This is a genomic window from Pseudomonas sp. KH_021, assembly GCF_057838865.1.
Map to the genome: position 1 here is coordinate 4,765,540 of NZ_CM174477.1, position 16,146 is coordinate 4,781,685.

14 protein-coding genes are annotated in these 16,146 nt (G+C 58.3%); 5 read left to right on the forward strand and 9 right to left on the reverse strand.

Annotated elements, in window-relative coordinates; genetic code table 11:
• Nucleotides 1-18: 18 nt before the first annotated feature.
• From AC3IX4_RS21965 to acs, 8 genes are all read right to left on the reverse strand, one after another.
• Entirely contained in the window at nt 19-1,236 is a 1,218-nt protein-coding gene (locus AC3IX4_RS21965) for an aspartate aminotransferase family protein (RefSeq protein ID WP_489257467.1), read from the reverse strand.
• Between the two features lie 327 nt (nt 1,237-1,563).
• The gene (argR, locus tag AC3IX4_RS21970; RefSeq protein WP_489257468.1) at nt 1,564-2,544 is read right to left on the reverse strand and encodes a transcriptional regulator ArgR; all 981 of its coding nucleotides are present in this window, start codon (nt 2,542-2,544) and stop codon (nt 1,564-1,566) included.
• A 116-nt stretch (nt 2,545-2,660) separates the two neighbouring features.
• On the reverse strand, nt 2,661-3,425 hold the full coding sequence (locus AC3IX4_RS21975; protein ID WP_489257469.1) for an ABC transporter ATP-binding protein: 765 nt from the start codon (nt 3,423-3,425) through the stop codon (nt 2,661-2,663).
• A gap of 24 nt (nt 3,426-3,449) precedes the next feature.
• Nucleotides 3,450-4,562, reverse strand: coding sequence for a succinylglutamate desuccinylase/aspartoacylase family protein (locus tag AC3IX4_RS21980; protein ID WP_489257470.1), 1,113 nt, complete (start codon nt 4,560-4,562; stop codon nt 3,450-3,452).
• 5 nt (nt 4,563-4,567) lie between these two features.
• Nucleotides 4,568-5,266: an ABC transporter permease gene (locus tag AC3IX4_RS21985; protein WP_489257471.1), complete on the reverse strand. Its 699-nt coding sequence runs from the start codon at nt 5,264-5,266 to the stop codon at nt 4,568-4,570.
• Nucleotides 5,263-5,952, reverse strand: a complete 690-nt coding sequence (locus tag AC3IX4_RS21990) for an ABC transporter permease (protein WP_489257472.1) — start codon at nt 5,950-5,952, stop codon at nt 5,263-5,265. Before AC3IX4_RS21990 ends, AC3IX4_RS21985 begins: the two co-directional genes overlap by 4 nt.
• Before the next feature lie 90 nt (nt 5,953-6,042).
• Nucleotides 6,043-6,819, reverse strand: coding sequence for an ABC transporter substrate-binding protein (locus tag AC3IX4_RS21995; protein ID WP_489257473.1), 777 nt, complete (start codon nt 6,817-6,819; stop codon nt 6,043-6,045).
• 548 nt (nt 6,820-7,367) lie between these two features.
• On the reverse strand, nt 7,368-9,323 hold the full coding sequence (acs, locus tag AC3IX4_RS22000) for an acetate--CoA ligase (RefSeq protein ID WP_489257474.1): 1,956 nt from the start codon (nt 9,321-9,323) through the stop codon (nt 7,368-7,370).
• 467 nt (nt 9,324-9,790) lie between these two features.
• On the opposite strand from acs, the gene AC3IX4_RS22005 reads away from it, so the two are divergent.
• Nucleotides 9,791-10,051 carry a DUF2790 domain-containing protein gene (locus tag AC3IX4_RS22005; RefSeq protein WP_489257475.1) on the forward strand — a complete coding sequence of 87 codons (261 nt, stop codon included), beginning with the start codon at nt 9,791-9,793 and terminating at the stop codon, nt 10,049-10,051.
• 103 nt (nt 10,052-10,154) lie between these two features.
• Entirely contained in the window at nt 10,155-12,614 is a 2,460-nt protein-coding gene (locus tag AC3IX4_RS22010) for a deaminase domain-containing protein (protein WP_489257476.1), read from the forward strand.
• On the opposite strand, the gene AC3IX4_RS22015 is transcribed toward AC3IX4_RS22010, so the two are convergent.
• Nucleotides 12,615-14,171, reverse strand: coding sequence for a sigma-54-dependent transcriptional regulator (locus AC3IX4_RS22015; RefSeq protein ID WP_489257477.1), 1,557 nt, complete (start codon nt 14,169-14,171; stop codon nt 12,615-12,617). It lies immediately after the preceding gene.
• A gap of 284 nt (nt 14,172-14,455) precedes the next feature.
• Here AC3IX4_RS22015 and phhA point away from each other — a divergent pair, with 284 nt between their 5' ends.
• The 3 genes from phhA to AC3IX4_RS22030 all read left to right on the forward strand — a co-directional run bounded on the left by phhA (nt 14,456) and on the right by AC3IX4_RS22030 (nt 16,043).
• On the forward strand, nt 14,456-15,241 hold the full coding sequence (gene phhA / locus AC3IX4_RS22020; RefSeq protein ID WP_489257478.1) for a phenylalanine 4-monooxygenase: 786 nt from the start codon (nt 14,456-14,458) through the stop codon (nt 15,239-15,241).
• Nucleotides 15,242-15,285: 44 nt separating this feature from the next.
• Complete coding sequence (locus AC3IX4_RS22025) at nt 15,286-15,642, forward strand: 4a-hydroxytetrahydrobiopterin dehydratase (RefSeq protein WP_489257479.1); 357 nt, start codon at nt 15,286-15,288, stop codon at nt 15,640-15,642.
• A gap of 263 nt (nt 15,643-15,905) precedes the next feature.
• Complete coding sequence (locus tag AC3IX4_RS22030) at nt 15,906-16,043, forward strand: hypothetical protein (protein WP_489257480.1); 138 nt, start codon at nt 15,906-15,908, stop codon at nt 16,041-16,043.
• Nucleotides 16,044-16,146 lie beyond the last annotated feature (103 nt).

Below are 16,146 nucleotides of genomic sequence, written 5' to 3' on the forward strand. Positions count from 1 at the left end.
ACAGCGGCCGCCGAAGGGTCAGGCTTGGGCCAGCTTGGCGACAGCGCGCTCGAAGCGGTCCAGGCCTGCGTCGATATCGGCATCGTCGATCACCAGGCTAGGTGCGAAGCGCACCACGTCGGGACCGGCTTGCAGAATCATCAGGCCTTCTTGCTCGGCAGCGTTGAAGATGTCCTTGGCCTTGCCTTTCCAGGCGTCGTTAAGCACGCAACCAATCAGCAAGCCCAAGCCACGCACCTCGGAAAACAGGCCGTATTGCTGGCCGATTTTTTCCAGGCGAGTCTTGAAGCGATCATGCTTGGTTTTGACACCGGCCAGCACCTCGGGGGTGTTGATGATGTCGATCACCGCCTCACCCACCGCGCACGCCAGCGGGTTACCGCCGTAAGTGGTGCCGTGAGTACCGACGACCAGGTGCTTGGCCAGGGCTTCGGTGGTCAGCATGGCGCCGATCGGGAAGCCGCCGCCCAGGCTCTTGGCGCTGGAGAGAATGTCGGGGGTGACACCGTAGTGCATGTAGGCAAACAACTCGCCACTGCGGCCCATGCCGGTTTGCACTTCGTCGAAGACCAACAGGGCGTTGTTGGCATCACACAGCTCGCGAGCGCCTTGCAGGTAGGCAAGCTCGGCCGGCAATACACCGCCCTCGCCCTGGATCGGCTCGATAACCACCGCGCAGGTCTTATCGGAAACCGCCGCTTTCAGCGCTTCCAGGTCGTTGTAAGGGACATGGGTGATGCCGCTGATTTTCGGGCCAAAACCATCGGAGTACTTGGACTGGCCGCCGACGTTGACGGTGAACAGGGTACGTCCGTGGAAGCTGTTGATGGTCGCGATGATTTCGTACTTCTCGTCACCGAAACGATCAAAAGCCACCCGACGGGCCAGCTTGAAGCACGCTTCGTTGGCTTCAGCACCGGAGTTACAGAAGAACACGCGCTCGGCAAAGGTAGCGTCGACCAGTTTCTTGGCCAGGCGCAGGGCCGGCTCGTTGGTGAAGACGTTGGAGACGTGCCAGAGCTTGTTGGCCTGCTCGGTCAGTGCACTCACCAGTGCAGGGTGGGCATGGCCGAGCACATTGACTGCGATCCCGCCGGCAAAATCGATCAGTTCTCGACCCGTCTGATCCCAGACTCGGGAACCTGCACCGCGCACAGGAATAAAGCCTGCAGGCGCATAGTTGGGGACCATTACCTGGTCGAAATCGGCACGTTGCACCTGATGCTCAACGGACATCGGAGTCTCCTGATGAGAAACGTTCGCCTGGAACTGGCGAGCGATGGGGGGATTGTAAGGACTGATTCGCGCCCGACCTTGTCGCCAAGCGACAACTTCTTATAGCGCTAAACCCTGTTTTTCCAAGGCTTTCGGCAATGCGACAAATAGGGTCGCAAAGGCGCAGTTTAAACGGTGGCGAAGTTTTAGGGGACTGGAAGATTGTAGGAGCACGCGGTTCGGCGCTCCGGCTTGCCGGCGATAGCGCCACTGCGGTGTGCCAGGCTTGACGCCTCGCAGGCAAGCCTGGCTCCTACATGATGAGAGGGTGGATCTGAGTGCCGGGGTTCAGCCGCGCTCGGCGGGAACCGAGGACAACTCGAACGGGTTGCTGCTGCGACGCTGGTTGCGGTCTTCGCGCGGGGTGGCACCGAAGAAGTTGCGGTAGGCACTGGAGAAGTGCGGGCCAGAGGAGAAACCGCACGACAAACCGATCTGGATGATCGACTTGCTGGTTTGCATCAACATCTGCCGCGCCTTGTTCAAACGCAGTTCCAGGTAGTACTGGCTCGGCACTCGGTTCAGGTACTGCTTGAAGATCCGTTCCAACTGACGCCGGGACACGCACACATGCTGGGCGATCTCGTCGGTGGTCAGCGGCTCTTCGATGTTCGCCTCCATCAGCAGCACCGCCTGGGTCAGCTTCGGATGGCTGGAACCCAAGCGATTCTGCAACGGAATCCGCTGGCGCTCGCCACCCTCGCGAATACGCTCGACCACCAACTCTTCAGACACCGCCCCGGCAAGCTCTGCGCCATGATCACGGGCCAGCACCGCCAGCAGCAAGTCCATCACCGCCATGCCGCCGCAAGCCGTCAGGCGGTCCCGATCCCAGTCGAACAGATGACTGGTGGCAATGACCTTGGGGAAGCGCTCAGTAAAGTCATCCTGCCAACGCCAGTGCACGGCCGCGCGATAACCATCGAGCAAGCCCAACTGCGCCAGTGGATAGACACCGGCTGACAAACCACCGATCACACAACCGGCACGCACCAGTTGCTTGAGCGCACTGCCCAACGCAGGGCTGATGACCAGCGGTGGCTCGTCCGCGAGCAAAAACAGCTTTTGACAGCCTTCCAGGCGCCCGGTCCACGGCTCACCCGGCAAGCGCCAGGCACCTTCCAATGGCGGCTCGGCTTGCAGGAACTGCAAATCGTAGACCACTTCGGGATGCACCTTTTGGGCAACACGCAACGCCTCCTCGGCCAGCGCCAGGGTCAGGGCCTTGGTGCTGGGCCAGATGAGAAATCCAATTCGTTGGGCTGTCATGAAGTGCGGTCCGAAACCTTATAGAAGGCCGCAGACATCCGCTGCGACAGGAAAAGCCTGGTCAGGCTGAGCCAGCGGCACAGCATGACCTGTTTTGGTGCATCAGGGGTGATACTTTACTTCAAACTGCCCGACAGGAACTGTTGCAAACGCTCGGACTGAGGGCTGACCAGCACGTCACGCGGGTTGCCGGACTCTTCCACTACGCCTTGGTGCAAGAACACCAGCTGGTTGGACACTTCCCGGGCGAAGCCCATTTCATGGGTCACGACCACCATGGTGCGGCCTTCCTGGGCCAGGGCCTGCATGACCTTGAGCACATCGCCGACCAGTTCCGGATCAAGTGCCGAGGTGGGCTCGTCAAACAACATCACCTCCGGCTCCATGGCCAACGCCCGGGCAATGGCCACGCGCTGCTGCTCGCCACCGGACATATGCCCAGGGTAGGCATCCTTGCGATGGGATACACCCACCTTGGCCAAGTAGTGCTCGGCTTTTTCCAACGCCTCTTTCTTGGACATGCCCAAGACATGCACCGGTGCTTCGATGATGTTTTCCAGCGCCGTCATGTGCGACCACAGGTTGAAATGCTGGAACACCATCGACAGGCGCGAACGCATGCGCTGCAGCTGCTTGGGGTCGGCTGCCCTCAAGGCACCTTCCTTGTTGGCCACCAGTTTCAATTCTTCGTTATTGAGCAAAATCTTGCCGGCGTGGGGCTGTTCAAGCAGGTTGATGCAACGCAGGAAAGTACTTTTGCCCGAGCCGCTAGAGCCGATGATGCTGATCACGTCACCGGCCTTGGCAGCCAGGGAAACTCCCTTGAGCACTTCATGACTGCCATAACGCTTATGCAGGTCTTGGACTTCTAGTTTGTACATGCTGTCGGTTCTCGCAAAAAGCAGTCAGTCGTTGAGCAAGCGCCCGTGGCGCAGCGGTTCACGCCCCGCCACTTTTGCCAGCCAGAAGCCGGGTTGGGCGTAGCGTAGTCGTTCAAGGGCAAACAATACCCCCGAGGTGCCGGCACAGATCGTGCTGACCTGATCGGACAAGGGGTCAATCACTTCAAACACCGGCTCGCCCTTCTCGACCCAAGCCCCGGCCGGCTGCAGGAAGGTCACCACGCCCGGATGCGGCGCAAACAGCAATTCGGTCCCTTCAAAGGGCATGCCTTCGCAGGGTTCTTGAGCCGCTGCCGGCCATTGGCCGTCGATCAAGCCCTGTTCAGCCAGAAACGCCAGGATGGCCTCGGCGTGCGCCTGGGACTCAGGCTTGCCGGTGTCGGCCTGCCCGCCCAATTCCAACGTGGTCGCCATGCAAGCCAGGGGGATCGTCGCCTCAGGAAACTGTTGCGCCAGGCGCAGCCAAGTCAGCGAGCAGGCCTCGTCGAACGAACTGCCGCCCGAATCCTCAGCGAGCAAGCCGACGCGCATGCCCAGCCGCGCCGCCAGCGAACGCCACTGCGGCCAGTGCTGGGGCAAGGCGTACATGTGCAGAGCAGCCTCACAATCGCAGTGAAGATCGAGCACGATATCCGCCTCACAGGCATGACTGAGCAGCGTACGCTGCAAGCCCTGCAACTGGCTCGCGGGGGGCGGCAACTCGGCCAGCACCGATCGCATTGCCTGGCGGATCGCCAAAATATTGCCGTGCGGATCATCGCCCAGCTGTCCTTGCAGACGCTCGCCGACCGGCCCGCTCAACTCGACAAAGTCGCGATTGAAATTCTTGCCGCTGGCAAACTCGAAACGCCCCTGGTGCGCGCCTTGCAACAGCTGCCCAAGCCCCAGCGGGTTGGCAACCGGCACCAGTTCGATGACGCCTTTGAGCCTGCCTTCAGCTTCCAGCGCCAGCAGGCGCTGCTTGAGCTCCCACGCAGTGCGCATGCCGGGCAACTCGTCAGCGTGCAGGCTGGCCTGGATATAGGCCTTGCGCTCGCCACTGCCAAAGCGGAACACACTCAAGGTGCGCTCGCTGCCCAGGGTGCTCCAGGGCAGCCGGTGATCGATACGTTGCATTTGCATCAGCCCTTGCGTGGCGCCAGGTAGCCCAGCCAGCGACGCTCGGCCAGCTTGAACAGGCGCACCAGAATGAATGTCATGCACAGGTAGAACACACCGGCCGTGATATAGGCCTCGAACGGCAGGTAATACTGGGCGTTGACGGTTCGCGCCGCACCGGTGATATCGATCAGGGTCACGATCGACGCAAGACTAGTGGTTTGCAGCATCATGATCACTTCGTTGCTGTATTGCGGCAGTGCGCGGCGCAGTGCCGACGGCAGCAGGATGCGGCGGTACATCTTGACCCGCGACATGCCCATGGCCTTGGCCGCCTCGATTTCACCGTGCGGGGTGGCCTTCAGGCTACCGGCAATGATTTCGGCCGTGTAGGCGCTGGTGTTGATGGCAAACGCCAGGCAGGCGCAGAAGGTCGCACTCGACAGCCACGGCCAGAGGAAGCTCTCGCGTACCGCTTCGAATTGCGCCAGGCCGTAGTAGATCAAGAACAGCTGGACCAGCATCGGCGTGCCACGAATCACATAGGTGTACAGCCAAGCGCTGATGTTCACCAGCGGCCGCTTGGAGACACGCATCAGCCCCAGCGGGATTGCCGCCAGCAAACCAAACAGTAGCGACAAGGCCAGCAGCTTCAGCGTGGTCAACAGGCCACTGAAATACAGCGGCAGACTGTCGAAGATGACGTTGTAATCGAAAATCATAGCTCAGCCGCCCTTACGCCTACCGAGTAGCGCCGTTCAACGAACCGCAGGGCGAGCAGCGACACACTGGTAATCACCAGGTACATCGCCGCCACTGCCAGGAAAAAGGTGAACGGCTCGCGGGTAGCATCCGCCGCCTGCTTGGCCCGGAACATCATGTCTTGCAGGCCCACCACGGAAATCAGCGCAGTCGCCTTGGTCAAAACCAGCCAGTTATTGGTGAAGCCCGGAATCGCCAGACGCACCATTTGCGGCACCAGCACCCGGAAGAAAATCTGCAGGTGGCTCATGCCATAAGCCAAACCGGCTTCGGCCTGACCCTTGGGAATGGCCATGAAGGCACCGCGAAAGGTCTCCGACAGGTAGGCGCCAAAGATAAAACCCAGCGTGCCGATACCGGCCATCAGCGGGTTCAGGTCGATGTAATCATCGAAGCCCAGCAGCGGTGCCACTCGGTTGAGCAGGTCCTGGCCGCCATAGAAAATCAACAGGATCAGCACCAGGTCCGGGATACCGCGAATGACCGTGGAATACAGATCACCCAACCAGGCCAACCAACGCACCGGGGACAGGCGCAGGGCAACGCCGATCAAGCCCAGAACAATGGCCAGGGCCATGGACGACAAGGCGAGCTGTAGCGTCAGCCATGCTCCATCGAGGATGACTGCCCCGTAGCCTTTCAACATGATGAGGTCCTCGACCTTAGGAATGAAAAAATGGTGCAAACCTCAGGTGACCTGCTGCTTGCACCATTACACAGGTGTTGCTTCGACAAATTACTGGCCGTAGATGTCGAACTTGAAGTACTTGTCCTGAATGGCCTTGTACTTGCCATTGGCACGAATCGCCGCGATTGCCGCGTTGATGCGATCCAGGTTTGCCTTGTCGCCCTTGCGCACGGCAATGCCGACGCCGTCACCGAAATATTTCGGGTCGTTGAACGATGGACCGGTGAAGGCATAGCCCTTGCCCGCATCGGTCTTCAGGAAACCGTCTTCCAACAGCGTAGCATCGGCAATCGTGCCATCCAGCCGGCCCGCGGTCACATCCAGGTAGATCTCGTTCTGGGAGCCGTAAGGAACGATGGTGGCGCCTTGAGGAGCCAGCACTTCCTTGGCGAAACGTTCGTGGATCGTACCGCGCTGAACACCCATTTTCTTGCCCTTGAGCTCAGCCAGGCTGTCGCTGACCCGGTTGCCTTCCTTCATGACCAGGCGCGCGGGGGTCAGGTAGTAACGGTTGGTGAAGTCGACGGACTTCTTGCGGTCTTCTGTGATCGACATCGACGAGAGAATGGCGTCGATCTTGCGTACCTTCAGCGCCGGGATCAGGCCATCGAACTCCTGCTCGACCCAGGTGCACTTGACCTTCATCTCTTCACACAGGGCATTGCCGATGTCGTAGTCGAAACCGACGATGCTGCCATCTGGCGCCTTGGAGGCAAAAGGAGGGTACGCAGCTTCGATACCAATCTTGAGCGGCTTTTCATCGGCGATCGACGTCAGCGAAAACACCGACAGTGCGAGGGCGCCTAGCAGCACGAGTTTTTTCATTGAAGGACTCCATCGGTAAAGGGCAATACAAGGCAGAGTGAGCAACAGGCCCAATATGCGGATGAGTACAACGGAGAACGCAGCGCCGTCGCCGCCAGATGCAGGCATCGGAAAGCGCTAGCCAGTGGTCGGCATTCTAACGACAGCCCGTAAGTCGATATTTCTTCAATGCGACAACTAGTTACAGAAGCACCGGAAATACCGAGACAGACCGTTGACAGCCCAGGCAGATTATGCAAAGGCAAAAAGACAGGAAACCTGTAGTCAAAGCAATTACCGCGCCTATTATTGGCAAAGCCTTGTAATACGGCAAGTTTGGACACCCGCCTTTTTTTGCGGGCGCTAAAATAACACCGTTTTGGTAACTTTGCGTTTCGGTTTGCCCCGCCTGGGCGCAGGACCGGTTACAAAATCCGTTACAGCATGCGTCCTAAGTAACAGCCATCTCATTCCCGATTTGTCCCGGCCTTGCAACCCATTGACCCAAAAAGAAAAAACCCCGCTCGGCACGAGAGCCAGGCGGGGTTTTGGCAGAACGTTTGGCCGAATCAGGCGGCGTTCATGGTCTTGTGGGTGTCTATCAAATGCTGCACGACGGAGGGGTCGGCCAAGGTGGAGATATCCCCCAGGGCGCCGTATTCAGCCGTAGCGATCTTGCGCAGGATACGGCGCATGATTTTCCCCGAGCGTGTCTTCGGCAAACCGGGTGCCCACTGGATGACATCCGGCGAAGCGATCGGGCCGATCTCCTTGCGCACCCAGTTTTTCAGCTCGATACGCAGGGCCTCGTCTGGCTCCTCGCCGCCATTGAGGGTGACGTAGACATAAATGCCCTGGCCCTTGATGTCGTGCGGTACGCCCACCACCGCTGCTTCCGCGACCTTGGGGTGCGCGACCATGGCGCTTTCGATTTCTGCGGTGCCCATGCGATGGCCGGAAACGTTCAGCACGTCGTCGACTCGGCCGGTAATCCAGAAATAACCGTCTTCGTCGCGACGGGCGCCGTCACCTGTGAAATACATGCCGCGGAACGTCTTGAAGTAGGTATCGACAAAACGGTCATGATCGCCATAAAGAGTACGGGACTGGCCTGGCCACGAATCGAGGATCACCAGGTTGCCCTCGGCGGCCCCTTCGATCAGGTTGCCCAAGTTGTCCACCAACGCTGGAACCACACCAAAGAACGGCCGAGCCGCAGAGCCTGGCTTGAGCGCGGTCGCGCCCGGCAATGGGCTGATCAGCACGCCGCCGGTTTCGGTCTGCCACCAGGTATCGACAATCGGGCAACGCTCCTTGCCGACCGTCTTGTAATACCAGTTCCAGGCTTCTGGGTTGATTGGCTCCCCCACCGAGCCCAACAGGCGCAAGCTCGAACCATCGGCGCCTGCGACCGCGGCCTGACCTTCAGCCATCATCGCGCGGATTGCGGTCGGCGCGGTGTAGAGGATATTGACCTTGTGCTTGTCGACGATCTTGGACACACGCGTGATGTCCGGGTAGTTCGGCACACCTTCAAACAACACCGTGGTGGCACCGTTGGCCAGTGGGCCATAAACGATATAGCTGTGGCCGGTCACCCAACCGACATCGGCGGTACACCAAAAGACTTCGCCCGGACGGTAATCGAACACCCGCTCATGGGTCAGTGCGGCGTAGACCAGATAACCACCGGTGGTGTGCTGCACACCCTTGGGTTTGCCGGTGGAACCTGAGGTATAAAGGATGAACAGGGGGTCTTCGGCCCCCATCTCCTTCGGTGCACAGTGGCTGGAAGCAACCTTCATCAGGTCTTCGTACCAGATGTCACGATGTTGGTGCCAGGCGATGTCTCCACCCGTGCGCTTGCAGACAATGATCTTCTGCACGCTGTTGGTTTCAGGGTTGGTCAGGGCGAGATCAACGTTGGCCTTCAGCGCAGTGCGCTTGCCACCCCGCAGACCTTCGTCGGCAGTGATCACCACTTTGGATTGACAGTCGATGATGCGCCCGGCCAGCGCTTCGGGTGAGAAGCCACCGAAGACTACCGAGTGAATCGCACCGATCCGGGTGCAGGCCAGCATGGCGACCACGGCTTCAGGGATCATCGGCATGTAGATCGTCACCACGTCACCGCGGTGTACGTCCTGGCCACGCAGGGCATTGGCAAACTTGCAGACCTGCTCATGCAGTTCGCGGTAAGTGATATTGCGGTGCTCGGAAGGGTCGTCGCCTTCCCAGATGATTGCCACCTGATCACCGCGCTCGGCGAGGTGACGGTCCAGGCAGTTGTAGGAAACGTTCAGAGTGCCATCGGCAAACCACTTGATATCGACGTGGTGGTCATCGAAGGAGGTCTGCTTGACCTTGGTGAATGGCTTGATCCAATCAAGACGCTTGGCCTGCTCGCGCCAGAAGCCGTCCGGGTTGATCACCGACTGCTGGTACATGGCTTTGTACGTGGCCTCATCAGTCAACGTGGTAGCCGCAACCTCGGGACGAACGGGATACAGTGGAGCCGCACTCATCTTGATTTCCTCGGTGTTATCGTTGTTTTTGTATGACTTCGTTTTAAAGGTAACAGACGCGCAGGGCCATTCGACGATGGTAGTAACCACAGATACGCCGCGGTGTCCGACATTTCGGCAAGACTGGCTACATAGCTTCGTGTAGGAGCAGAGCTTGCTCGCGATGGCCTCACTGCGGTGTACCTGACATACCGCGTGAGGCCATCGCGAGCAAGCTCTGCTCCTACAGGGTCAGCGAAGATTGTTACAGATTCGATCAACAGTCTTTATCAAAAGAGTGACTGTTTCATTAACGCATGCCTCTTTAAAATTCGCCTCGCCTGCAACGGCAACGTGATTAACACATGCAACAGCCCCCACGAAGGCCCGTTAATCCCGCGATAACTTAAGTACCTTTAACTACTGCTCCACACGCAGCGCCACAAGTGCTGCGTGCCCCCTTACGATCGCAGACAAGGTAAATACCAATGAAAGCGCTACTGGTTCTGGCACTTGGCAGTTTTTGCGCAAGCGCAATGGCCGATGAAACCGTGTCCGTCAATAACCAGCAAGTCCCCGTGGAACAGTATTCTTACTCTCAATCCCTGGACATCGCCAAGGTGATCTCCATGACCGAGATCCCCAATGTCTGCGCCGTGGTTCCCGCCCGCATGACTTACGAAGACTCCCAAGGCAAGACCCACATTCTGGAATACCGCGTCATGGGCAACGGCTGCTCCAACGGCTAAGCCCCTGCCAACGGGGCGTGTGCCGCCATAGCATTGCACCACCCGGCTTGCCTGTTCTGGATTGACGATCATCCCTCCAGCAACTTCCTTTCAGGCAGGCAGTATGAGCTTTGCAACTTACAGCGACACTTTCGGCGCCCCACTTTCACCCTCAGATCCACTGCAAACCATGATCGGCGAGCGTGATAGCCATCAATTTCTGCATGACCTTAAGTCAACATTTGAAACAAACGATAATTTCCTGCAGCTGTACCGGCGTTTTTGCAAAGAAAAACTGCACCTCAACATCACTGATCTAGCGCGTCAAACTGCCAGGCTCTTTGATCATGCCCACACCGAAACAACAGTACTTAACATTGCCCCCATTCCCGGCACTGCACCGTTCGATTTACCTCGCCACGCGCTGCGTAAGTACATTGCTTATTATCTGTATCAACTGTCCTGGCAGGCCATCGAACATATAACCACGTACGAACTCAACGACGACGAGGTGCGCCAGCCAATGCTTGAGGCATTGAAGTACGCAGCCTGCCTCACGGGCTTGTATGAACGCGGATTCCACAGCGAGGACGCCCCTCACAGCCTGCCGTTCTTCAAGACAGTGATCGCGCTTGCAAGCCTCGACACAGATGCGTTTGTCCAAGCCACCGAGCTGGCGCTGCCACCTACGAATGCGCTCACCCCCCCTTCCCTCGAGAGCGTTCGCAACCGAGTGCTTGAGCATCTGCTGGAAGCCCACACCCTACCCAATCCCGTTGCACTGCTAAGCCTTAACCACGGCCAACCGGCCGAAGCATTGGTAGCCAAGGTGTTGGGACTTAGCGAACGGCACATCTCACCTTTGCTTGTCCGCCTCACGCTGGCACGCCTGTCCGAGCTCACTGCAGCTCAGTTGCAGGCCCCTATAAACGATCGGGATGAAGGCTGGTCGACGCAGTTAAAACGCAGCCAAGCGCACCCGCCTTGCGACGATGGCTCGGTCACACTTGGCGAGATGGAACTACCTTGGGAAGTGCTACCCAAAAGCAATCGCGTCCGCCGCGAGTTGACGCTTGAGCCCAACCCGGGCGACTGGCTGATCAGCAGGATCCCAGTCATGGGGCAGCACATATCAGGGGCAGAAATCGTCTCGGTGGCCTTTGCGGCCAAGAAACTGAAATTGGCCACGCCAGCGCAAGCCAGTGCCGGTGACAACCTTGAACTGGTCGTCCATGAGCAGCGCTTCAGCTACTGGAGCCCCACCCGCCATAAACTGCTGCCTGCCAACCCCGACACACTCAAACGCCTGAAACTGCCTGACGCCCCGATCTATCGGGCAAAAATCTTGGGCAGAATGTCCAGCGAACGTGAGTTCGGCTTTTCCGATACCGTCAGTAAAAGCCTGATCAAACAACGTATTACCCCCTACCTGCCGCTGGTAGAGCTGGGCCCCCTGACAGACCAGATAGCGGATCGACGTTTTTTACGCGGCATCATTTTCAACGAGCACAACAACCGCTCGCTCTATGTCGAAGCAGACAAAGGCGTTTTCTATGTCGCCAACATGGCCGTTGGAAGCAGTGAACGGGAATTCCATCGACTGCATGACCCGATACGGATCGAACGCTACCTGAAGGTCAGCGAAATGTTTCGCTTGAACAATCAGCACAATGGTTTCAAGACAGAGATATCCCGCCTGGCCAAGCTGATGTTTGAATGCAGCGCCCTACTGGATGCACAGCGCCCGCTGCTTGAGCGGATAGCCGATGCCCTGCACCGCCTGCTCAACCCGCTGCGCTATCGTTGGACGCTCAGCAGCCAGCTCATCCCCCACGCCCTGTTCAACCATTACGAGCACTATGCAGACTATTGTGAAAGCCAGGGCTATCCGAATGATCTTCTGGAATTTGCCAAATCAGTCTTGATTGATGAGGGCGACCAGCAGCGCTACGTTAACTTCACTCGGGAGTTGGTACCCGACTGGAAAGCCGCTCAAGATCGCAGCCCCGCAGAGCGCGACCTGATCGCCCATATCCTTAATCGCTTGCTACCCGTTCAAAGCAGCAAAGGCTCTGCCAAGGATTGGAAACCGCTGGATACAGACAGGCTACCTCAGCCCAGCACTGCTGAAGAAATGACCAAACTGCTACTTGGATGCAATGTGGCCTACGCCGATGTCGTCGACCACCGAGGCACGCGAACAATCTGCTATTCGACGTCGGCTGGTAACAACTCAAGCAAGCTCAACTTTCCCCTGCCAGCGGATACCGTCATTGATGGGGTGCGGTACATCAATGCCCTCAAGCTCGTGCCACTGACCCCAGACCCCTTGTTTTGGACCCTACCGGAGATTCGCCAACACTCAGTGCTCTCTGTCAGGAGTAATACGCGGGAGACCGATTCGGAGCGGCTGATAGCCAGCTGGCTGATGCGCGAGCTACCCGCCAACGGCTTAAGGAGCTTGCATCTGTTCACCCAGCGCGATACTTGCCGCAGCTGCGGCAGCGTGGTGGTGCCACAACTGCGGCTGCACTACCCCGACGCGGCCTTCTCGCTCACCTATCTACAGCCCTACAAAAGGTGATCAGCCAGGCTTTCCTACCCCATAGTCGCGCAGCTTGTTGGCAATGGTGGTATGGGAGACCCCCAGTCGCTTACCCAGTGAGCGGCTGGTGGGGTATTCATTCTGCAACCGCTCCAGCACCGCTTTTTCGAAGCGCCCGACGATATCCTCAAGATTACCCTCCAGCGAAAACTCACCCAGGGGCTGGCGCACGCCGTAATCCGGCAGACGGATGTGCTCGGCCTTGACCACTCCGCCCTCGCACAGCGACACCGCCTGGAACAAGACGTTTTCAAGCTGGCGAACGTTGCCCGGCCAATGGTACTGACTCAGCCGCTCCATGGCGGCTGGCGCCAGGCGCGGCAAAGGGCAGCCGATCTGCCGGCTGGCTTGATCGAGAAAGTGATCGACCAACGGCCCCAACCCATCCAGGCATTCGCGCAACGGCGGAATATGCAACGACAGCACATTGAGACGGTGATACAAATCCTGACGAAATTCACCCTTGGCACACAATTCGGAAAGATCGACCTGTGTCGCACAGATTACCCTGACATCCAGGTAAACCTCCTCATCGCTGCCGACTCTGCGAAAGCAGCCATCTTGCAGAAAGCGCAACAACTTGACCTGCAAGCGCGAGCTCATTTCATCGACACCGTCGAGGAACAGGGTGCCCCCTGCAGTGAGCTCCAGCAGACCCAATTTGCCTTCGGCACGGGCGCCCTCGAAGGCGCCGGGCCCATAACCGAACAACTCGGTTTCGGCCATTGATTCAGGCAAACCGGCGCAGTTGAGTGCCATCAAAGGCGCCTGGCCGCGCGGGCTGGCCAAATGGCAGGCACGGGCCAGCAGCTCCTTGCCGGTCCCCGTCTCGCCTTCAATCAATAGCGGTGCATCCAGTGGCGCCATGCGCCGCGCCTCGCGCACCACGGCGGCCATGACCCGCGAGCTCTGGAAAATGCTGTCGAAGCCGCGCAGCTCCTGCTTGCGCACATGATAGATGCGCTCGCCAATACGGTCGGCACGATGCAGTGTCAACACCGCACCCGCCAGCGCTTCGCTGTCATCGTGTTCCGATTGCAAGGGCGCGATATCGGCCAGGAATACGTCACCCTTGACCTTCACCCGCAACCCGTTGATGCGCGATTTGTTAGCCCGCACAAGTTCCGGCAGGTCAAAATCCTCGGCGTAGCGCGACAACGGAATACCGGGCACTTCATCCACACGCACACCCAGCAACTGCGCTGCGGCGCGGTTGGCAGCAACGATGGAGCCGCCCATGTCGATCGATAATACCGGGAACTCCAGGGCACCTAACAATGCGTTGAGCTCCATGTGCCGACGCTCACTGGGCATCAACCCCACCCGCTTGACGCCAAACACCCCGCCTATGGCCTCGAATTTCGGCCTCAAGGCCTGGAATTGCAGATTGATCAAATTCGGGCAGTGCAGGTAGATGGCGTTGCCATGCTCGCCACCCACTTCACCTCGAGCGACGTTAATGCCGTACTCCACCAGCAGGTTGAGGATGTCGCGAAGAATGCCGATGCGGTTTTGGCAATGCACTTTGATACGCATGGGGAAGAGCCCAGAAGTGATGACATAGGGGGTGGCGGACGTGCCAAGTAGGAAAAATCTACAAATCGGCACCGAATCTTGTCAAGAATACGTTACGAATCCTGCGATTTTCAACGCGCAAGAGCCCCGCCAATCCGAATCAGCAGGCCATTCGTAAAATTATCGTTACGAAAACAGCGACCCACAAGTGATTAGGCGCCTGGAGAACGGCTGCACAACCCGACAAAAGAGGGTTATCAATTAAGCCATCGCAGAACAATAACGGCTTCCCTCAGGAGAGCAGCATGAAACAAACGCACTACGTGGCCCGTGAGCCCGATGCGCAAGGTTTTATCGATTACCCGGCCGAAGAACACGCGGTCTGGAACACCCTGATTACCCGACAACTGAAGGTGATCGAAGGGCGTGCGTGCCAGGAATACCTGGACGGAATCGAACAGCTCGGCCTGCCGATGGACCGTATTCCCCAGTTAGCCGAAATCAACAAGGTGCTGAGCGAGACCACCGGCTGGCAAGTGGCTCGGGTGCCCGCCCTGATCCCCTTCCAGACCTTTTTCGAACTGCTTGCCAGCAAACAGTTTCCAGTCGCGACCTTCATTCGCACCGTCGAAGAACTCGATTACCTGAAAGAGCCCGACATCTTTCACGAAATCTTCGGCCACTGCCCACTGCTGACCAACCCCTGGTTTGCCGAGTTCACGCATACCTATGGCAAGCTCGGCCTGGCAGCGTCCAAGGAAGAGCGGGTCTACCTCGCCCGCCTGTACTGGATGACCATCGAATTCGGGCTGGTGCAGACACCACAAGGACGCCGGATATACGGCGGCGGGATCCTCTCCTCGCCCAAGGAAACCGTCTATTGTTTGTCCGATGAACCTGAACATCAGGTCTTCGACCCCATGGAAGCCATGCGCACCCCATACCGGATCGACATTTTGCAGCCGGTCTACTTCGAGCTGCCAAGCCTCAAGCGCCTGTTTGACCTGGCCCACGAAGACATCATGGGCATGGTTCACCAGGCCATGAAGATGGGCCTGCACACCCCAAAATTCCCGCCGAAAGCGGCCTGAGCGCAACCGGTCACCCTATAACAACTCAATCAGGAAGAACCTCGATGAATGCCTTGAACCAAGCCCATTGCGAAGCCTGCCGCGCCGACGCGCCACAAGTGAGCGACGAAGAACTGCCGGTGCTGCTCAAGCAGATCCCCGATTGGAATATTGAAGTACGTGACGGCGTTATGCAGTTGGAGAAGATCTTCCTGTTCAAGAACTTCAAGCACGCGCTGGCCTTTACCAATGCCGTTGGCGAAATCGCCGAAGCCGAAGGCCATCACCCGGGCCTGCTGACCGAATGGGGCAAAGTCACCGTCACCTGGTGGAGCCATTCGATCAAGGGCCTGCACCGCAATGACTTCATCATGGCGGCCCGCACTGACGAAGTAGCCAAAGACGCAGAAGGTCGCAAATAACGCATTTCGCCCTGTAGGAGCCGGCTTTAGCCGCGATGGCCTCACCGCAGCGCATCAGGCAAACCGCGGCGCATTCATCGCGGCTAAAGCCGGCTCCTACAGCATCGACGGCGCAACAGGGCAATGTGAGTGATAGCCATTTATCAGCATCTTCGCAGTAAAATTCTTATTGTCACCCAGACTCCTGTATCCTCCCCCTGCTTTTGAAGAAGCACCACGCTATCCAGCAACCCTTCAATCAACACTTGCGAGGAGCGATGACGATGCACGAAATCCCCAACCTCCCCTTTCCGAGCCTGAAGCAACCTGAGCAGGCACAAACTGCAACCGCCGGACAAGAATCGGCTCTCTCGGCCAAAACCGAGAACGAAAAACCCGCTGTCAGCGAACGTCAAGACTGATCGACGCTACAGACAGGGTGCGTGTGGAAACCCCGGTTGCTGATGCGCCATTGGGTTTTCGCACCACCCAAGCGTCGAACCGCGCAAAGCGGTCGATCAGCGC